At 66.6% G+C, this 5543-nt stretch carries 7 protein-coding genes; 3 read left to right on the plus strand and 4 right to left on the minus strand.

All coding sequences use genetic code 11. The features are described 5' to 3' along the window. The coding region (locus QZ609_RS24010; protein ID WP_295500221.1) for an EAL domain-containing protein at positions 1-192 on the plus strand (192 nt) is incomplete at its 5' end. 47 nt (positions 193-239) lie between these two features. Here the strand turns inward: QZ609_RS24010 and QZ609_RS24015 are convergent. After that, a complete protein-coding gene (locus QZ609_RS24015) occupies positions 240-443 on the minus strand; it encodes a hypothetical protein (RefSeq protein ID WP_295500224.1) in 204 nt (67 codons plus the stop codon). 645 nt (positions 444-1088) lie between these two features. On the opposite strand from QZ609_RS24015, the gene QZ609_RS24020 reads away from it, so the two are divergent. Continuing rightward, positions 1089-1769 carry a cysteine hydrolase family protein gene (locus QZ609_RS24020; RefSeq protein ID WP_365902255.1) on the plus strand — a complete coding sequence of 227 codons (681 nt, stop codon included), beginning with the start codon at positions 1089-1091 and terminating at the stop codon, positions 1767-1769. Positions 1770-1811: 42 nt separating this feature from the next. Beyond that, complete coding sequence (locus QZ609_RS24025) at positions 1812-2705, plus strand: LysR family transcriptional regulator (RefSeq protein ID WP_295500227.1); 894 nt, start codon at positions 1812-1814, stop codon at positions 2703-2705. A gap of 6 nt (positions 2706-2711) precedes the next feature. Here the strand turns inward: QZ609_RS24025 and QZ609_RS24030 are convergent, their stop codons facing one another. The 3 genes from QZ609_RS24030 to QZ609_RS24040 form a co-directional block, all read right to left on the minus strand. Further along, positions 2712-3308: a nucleotidyltransferase family protein gene (locus QZ609_RS24030; protein ID WP_295500229.1), complete on the minus strand. Its 597-nt coding sequence runs from the start codon at positions 3306-3308 to the stop codon at positions 2712-2714. Next, a complete protein-coding gene (locus tag QZ609_RS24035; RefSeq protein WP_295500232.1) occupies positions 3308-3742 on the minus strand; it encodes an organic hydroperoxide resistance protein in 435 nt (144 codons plus the stop codon). Before QZ609_RS24035 ends, QZ609_RS24030 begins: the two co-directional genes overlap by 1 nt. Before the next feature lie 127 nt (positions 3743-3869). Next, the coding region (locus tag QZ609_RS24040; RefSeq protein WP_295500235.1) for a xanthine dehydrogenase family protein molybdopterin-binding subunit at positions 3870-5543 on the minus strand (1674 nt) is incomplete at its 5' end.

Consider the following 5543-nt stretch of genomic DNA (forward strand, 5'->3'; position numbering starts at 1 on the left):
ACCAAGACCATCATCGCGATGGCCCGCGCGCTGAACATGACGGTCACGGCCGAAGGGGTGGAAACGCCCGAGCAGAGCGCCTTCCTGGCCGCGCATGCGTGCGACGAGGTGCAGGGTTTCCTGTTCGGCCGGCCGCTCGAAGTGCCGGCCATGGAAAGCTTGCTGGGCTCAATGAGCCGCGCGCGGGCATAAAAAAAAACGGACCATCCTGGTCCGTTCTTCGTTGGCGATCAGGCCGATCAGCGCGTGGTCACGTTGCCCACCAGGCCGCCCAGCGCCGCACCGCCAAGGGTCGCGCCAGGGCCGCCAATCAGCGCCGCGCCGGCCAAGCCCCCTACCCCCGCGCCGATGGCGGTATTGCGCTGGCGTGCCGTCATATCGGCACAGCCAGCCGTCGTCAGTAGCATTGCGCTCGCAAGCAAAACAGTCAGCACCCGGGTCATGTTGTTCTCCTTCGTCGTCAAGGTCGCGATACCGTCATCGCATGCCCGGCAGTCTGGTCGAAGCGACCGGCCCATGCTGTATCGCTTTGTAATCAAACGTTTCTGAGGCGGCCCGTTACAACCATGACAGTTCGTGCCGAATCCCCGAGCAGGACCCATCCAAGCGCGTCGCGACGCGGGTCGGACCACCTTTCCCACAGACTTATCCACACGTTCTGTGCATAACCCGCCGGAGCGGAAAACGTTGGCGCGACAACGGGCTTGACGGGTTCACACAAATGTGTCGACAACGCAAAACAGATGCGCCGGGCCAGAGTTATCCACACCGGGCACAACCGTTACATCGTGCAACAAACCCTTGCGCGTCAAGCGCTTGCGGCACGTTTCGCAAGCGGTTTGGCCATTGCTGTGGACAAGTTGTGGGCGGGCTACGCGTGCGCCTGTGGGGCGGCCATTCATCTTTCGATCTGTGCAGCGGTCGCACAGATCCTGTTTCGCGCGTGTCGTAGTGAGGGCGTTGCGCGATCGATAGACTGCGCTCCACTTCATTCCAAACAGGAGCCCGTCATGTCTCACGTCCTTCGCACGAACGCCCCCGCGTCACTGGTCGCACATCGCGCTGCAAGCCTGCGCCTCCCGCACTTCATGAAGACCCTGGCGATCGGGCTATCACTGGTGGCCACCACGATCGCCACTGCGTCCGCTGCACAAGCCGGCCCGCATCCGACCATCCGCGCCATGGCGGGCGCCAAGGCCCTGGACCATCTCGACCCGAAGACGACCGCGCTCGTCATCATCGACTTCCAGCAGGAGTACTTCACGGGCACGATGCCGATTCCCGATGGCAAGACAGCGCTGGCAAACGCCCAGCGGTTGATCGCGTTTGCGGACAAGGCCGGCCTGCCGGTGTTCCAGGTCCAGCACGTCACGCCCGCAGGGTCGGCGGTGTTCGCGACCGATGGCGACACCGTTGCGTTCCAACCCGGCATGGCGCCACGCCCGCGCGACACGGTGCTGCAGAAGAACACGGTGAGCGTGTTCGCCAGCACCGATCTAGACCAGCGCCTGAAAGCCGCCAACATCAAGACCCTCGTCATTGCCGGCCTGATGACGCATGCCTGCGTCGCCGGCGCTGCGCGCGATGCGGTGCCGCTGGGCTACCAGGTGGTGGTAGCATCGGACGCCTCGGCAACCCGCGCCATTGCACGCGCCAATGGCGACACGATCGACAAGGACAGCCTGCATCGCGCTGCGCTGGCGGAGATCGAAGACACCTTCGGCGACGTGATGACCACGTCGGAAATCACGCACCTGCCATTGCGCTGAACCCAGCGTTCTATTGATGCCCCCAGGGCCGTCACGCTCACCATGGACCAACTGCTTGCCATGCGCGTCTTCTGCAGCATCGTCGAGACGCAGGGGTTTTCCGCTGCGGCCGAACGGCTGGACAGCACGCATTCCACGGTGTCGCGACAACTGAAGCAGCTCGAGGCGACCCTGGGCGTGCAGCTGCTCAACCGCAACACGCGGCGCTTTGCGCTGACGGCGGCGGGAGAGCGCTACTACGCGGCCAGTCTCGACATCCTGAAGCGGGTCGAATCGGCCACGCAGGCCATGGCGGGAGAACACGAGCGGGTCGCAGGCCTGCTGCGCATCAGCGTGCCGCTCGCGATCGGCACGCTAGAGCTGCAGGACTGGCTGCCGACCCTCCAGACACGCTACCCGGACCTCCAGCTCGAACTGTCGTGCAGCGACCAGATGGTCGACCTCGTCGCCGAGGGGTTCGATCTTGCCTTGCGCATCAGCGGCCCCTTGAGCGACAGCAGCCTCGTCGCCCGAACCCTGACCACGTCCGACATCGTGCTGGTCGCCTCACCCGCCTATCTGGCGCGACACGGCCTGCCGCGCAACGCCCGCGATCTCGATCAGCATGCGCTGCTGACGTTCTCGGGCACACAACCCGCGGCGCAATGGCTGCTGCAACCCGCCAAGGGCGAGCCGACCCGCGTTGCCCTGCGCGGCAAGCTGACCACGGATGCGATCACCGCGCTGTATTCCGCCGCGCTGGCTGGGGTGGGCATTGCCGCCTTCACGCGGCATACCGTGCTGTCGGACCTGGCGCGCGGGCATCTGGTGCACGTGCTGCCCAACTACACGCTTGGGCAGCGCATCTACTCGGCGCTCTATCCGCAGACCCGGCACGTGGCGCCCAAGGTGCGCGCGTTCATCGACTACATGGGCGAGCACTACCGCGGGCGGTAGTTGCCGTCAGCCCGCCAGATCGGCGGGCGTGTCGACATCGCGCACGGTGCCCGCGTCATCCGTGTCGATGCGGATGAGCGTGGCGGGATCGATCAATCGGCGCGCGCCCTCATCGCCGTCGAGCCTGGTCAGGCCCGTGAAGAAATCCGCGCCGAAGCCGATCGGATGGCCGCGCTGTCCCGCATGAAACGGCGCGACGCAATGATGTGCATCGAGCGCTTGCGCGACCTGGACGATGGTCGCGGGCGCGATCCATGGCATGTCGGCCAGGGCGATGATCCAGCCACCGGCCTCAGGGCGCGCGGCCACACCGGCAGCCAGGCTGGCGCCCATGCCGCGCGCGGCGCCAACGCATCGCAGGACATCGCAGCCGGTTTCGGCCAGCAGCGTCGCGAGGCGCTCCACCTCCGCGCCATGCGTGGCGGTGGCAGGCACCACGGCGACCACGTCGCCCAACGCCTGCCGCAGATGCCGCGCGGCCTGCACGGCCACGGGCGTGCCATCCGGCAGCGTGGCCAGCAGCTTGTTGGCCACGCCGGCCGGGTCAAACCGGCTGCCGCGGCCCGCGGCCAGCAACACCCCAACAACGGGCCGCTTGTGCATCAGACCACCTCGGTCTTGAGCGTGACTTCCACGTTGTTGCGCGTGGCGTTCGAGTACGGACACACCTCGTGCGCCTTCGCCACCAGCGTCTCCGCGTCAGCCTTGGGCAAGCCGCCGATGCGCGCCGTCAGCCCCACCTTCAGGCCAAAGCCGCCTTCCGGCCGCGTACCGATGCCCACGTCGCAATGGATCTCGACGCTGCTCGGATTCAGCTTGAGCAGGCTCTTGGCGACGAAATCGCACGCCGAGCCGAAGCACGCGGCGTAGCCCGCAGCAAACAGGTCTTCCGGCGTGGTCGTGTTGGGCTTGCCGGGGCCGCCCATCGATTTAGGGATCGACAGGTCGTGCGAGACCTGGCCGTCGTCGGTTTGCGTGTGGCCGTTGCGGCCACCCCTGGCGGTGGCGTGGGCGGTGTACAGGATGTTCAATGCCATGACGTGCTCCTCCGGTGGTTGGACAACTGGACAACACAAGCGCGGACGCAAGAAGCGGTCCGCTGAACAAGAAAGCCGGCACACATTGCTGCATGCCGGCTTGAACAGCTTCACATATCGACGATGACTACACGGTGTCGAACGGCAGCTTACGCTGGCGCTTACCGGTCAGCGCGAAGACCGCGTTGGCCACGGCCGGTGCGATCGGCGGCGTGCCGGGTTCGCCCAGGCCCGTCGGGTTGTCTTCCGACGGCACGAAGAACACGTTCACCGGCGGTGCGTCCGGCATGCGCACGGGCGGGTAGTCGGGGAAGTTGCTGTTCTTGGTGGCGCCGTTCTCGATCTCGATGGCAAAGCCCGGGGCGATCATCGCCAGCCCGAACACGCAGGCGCCCTGGATCTGCGCTTCCGCGCCCATCGGGTTGACCACGCGGTTGGCATGCACGCCGGCCGTGACGCGGTGCACGCGCGGCTTGCCCTGGTCGATCGACACCTCCACCACATACGCCACCACCGACTCGAACGACGCGTGCATCGCCACGCCCCAAGCCTGGCCCTTGGGCAGCTTGCGCTTGCCGTAGCCGGACTTGTCGACCGCCAACTGCAGCGCAGCGCGATGCCGGGCGTGCTCCTTGTCGGTAAAGCGCGCCAGCCGGAAGGCGACCGGGTCTTGCTTGGCGGCATGCGCCACCTCGTCGACCATGGTCTCCATCACGAAGGCTGTGTGCGTATGGCCGACCGAGCGCCACCACAGCACCGGCACGTTCACGTCGGGGTGATGCACCGTCAGCTGCAGCGGGAAGCTGTAGTCGTTCTCGATCACGCCTTCGACCATGGTGCTGTCCACACCGTTCTTGACCATGAAGGACTCGAACGGCGTGCCCTTGAGGATCGACTGGCCGACGATGGTGTGATCCCAGCCAACGACCTTGCCGCCGTTGTCGACGCCCACATCGACGCGATGGAAGTGCATCGGGCGGTAGTAGCCGCCGCGGATGTCGTCCTCGCGGCTCCAGATCGTCTTGACCGGGCCCGCGTGGCCCGCCGCCGCATACGCCTTGGCGACGTTGGCGGCCTCGACCACGTAGTCCGACGTGGTGATCGCGCGCCGGCCGAAGCCGCCGCCGGCCATCATCGTGTTCAGCTCGACCTTCTCCGGCGCCACGCCCAGCACCTTGGCAATCGCGCCCTGGTCGATGGTCTGGAACTGCGAGCCGACCCACACCTTGGCACCACTGATCTTGCCGCCTTCGTTCTGCACGTCGATCGTACAGTTGAGCGGCTCCATCGGCGCATGCGCGAGGTAGGGGAACTCGTAGTCGGCCTGGATGCGCTTGGGCGCGGACTGGATCGCGCTCACATCGGTGGCCTTGGCCACCGTGCCGGGCTGGCCGGCGAGCTTCTTGTATTCCTCCATCAGCGCGAGCGTGGACACCTTCGAACCGGCGTCTTCCCACGTGACCTGCAGCGCATCGCGGCCCTGCTTGGCGGGCCAGTAGCCGTCGGCGATGACGGCCACGCCCGTGCCCCCGCGATCGGTCGGGATCTGCAGCACGTCGATCACACCCTTCACGGCCTTGGCCGCCGCCGCGTCGTACTTGGCCACCTTGCCACCAAAGCGCGGCGGGCGGGCGAGCACCGCCACTTTCATGTTCGGCAGGCGCGTATCGAGACTGAACTTCATCGAGCCATCGAGCTTCGCGCGCGCGTCCAGGCGCGGCGTGGGCTTGCCGACAATACGGAACTGCGACGGGTTCTTCAGCGTGACCTGCGCCGGCACCGGCAGCGCCATCGCGGCCTG

This window comes from uncultured Ralstonia sp., from assembly GCA_913056305.1.
Lineage (GTDB): Bacteria > Pseudomonadota > Gammaproteobacteria > Burkholderiales > Burkholderiaceae > Ralstonia.

Bases quoted from the DNA above. Each gene is read 5' to 3' on its own strand.
- QZ609_RS24030 (WP_295500229.1), bottom strand. From the start codon at position 3,308: ATGCACAAGCGGCCCGTTGTTGGGGTGTTGCTGGCCGCGGGCCGCGGC.
- QZ609_RS24025 (WP_295500227.1), top strand. From the start codon at position 1,812: ATGGACCAACTGCTTGCCATGCGCGTCTTCTGCAGCATCGTCGAGACG.
- QZ609_RS24015 (WP_295500224.1), bottom strand. From the start codon at position 443: ATGACCCGGGTGCTGACTGTTTTGCTTGCGAGCGCAATGCTACTGACG.
- QZ609_RS24020 (WP_365902255.1), top strand. From the start codon at position 1,089: ATGAAGACCCTGGCGATCGGGCTATCACTGGTGGCCACCACGATCGCC.
- QZ609_RS24035 (WP_295500232.1), bottom strand. From the start codon at position 3,742: ATGGCATTGAACATCCTGTACACCGCCCACGCCACCGCCAGGGGTGGC.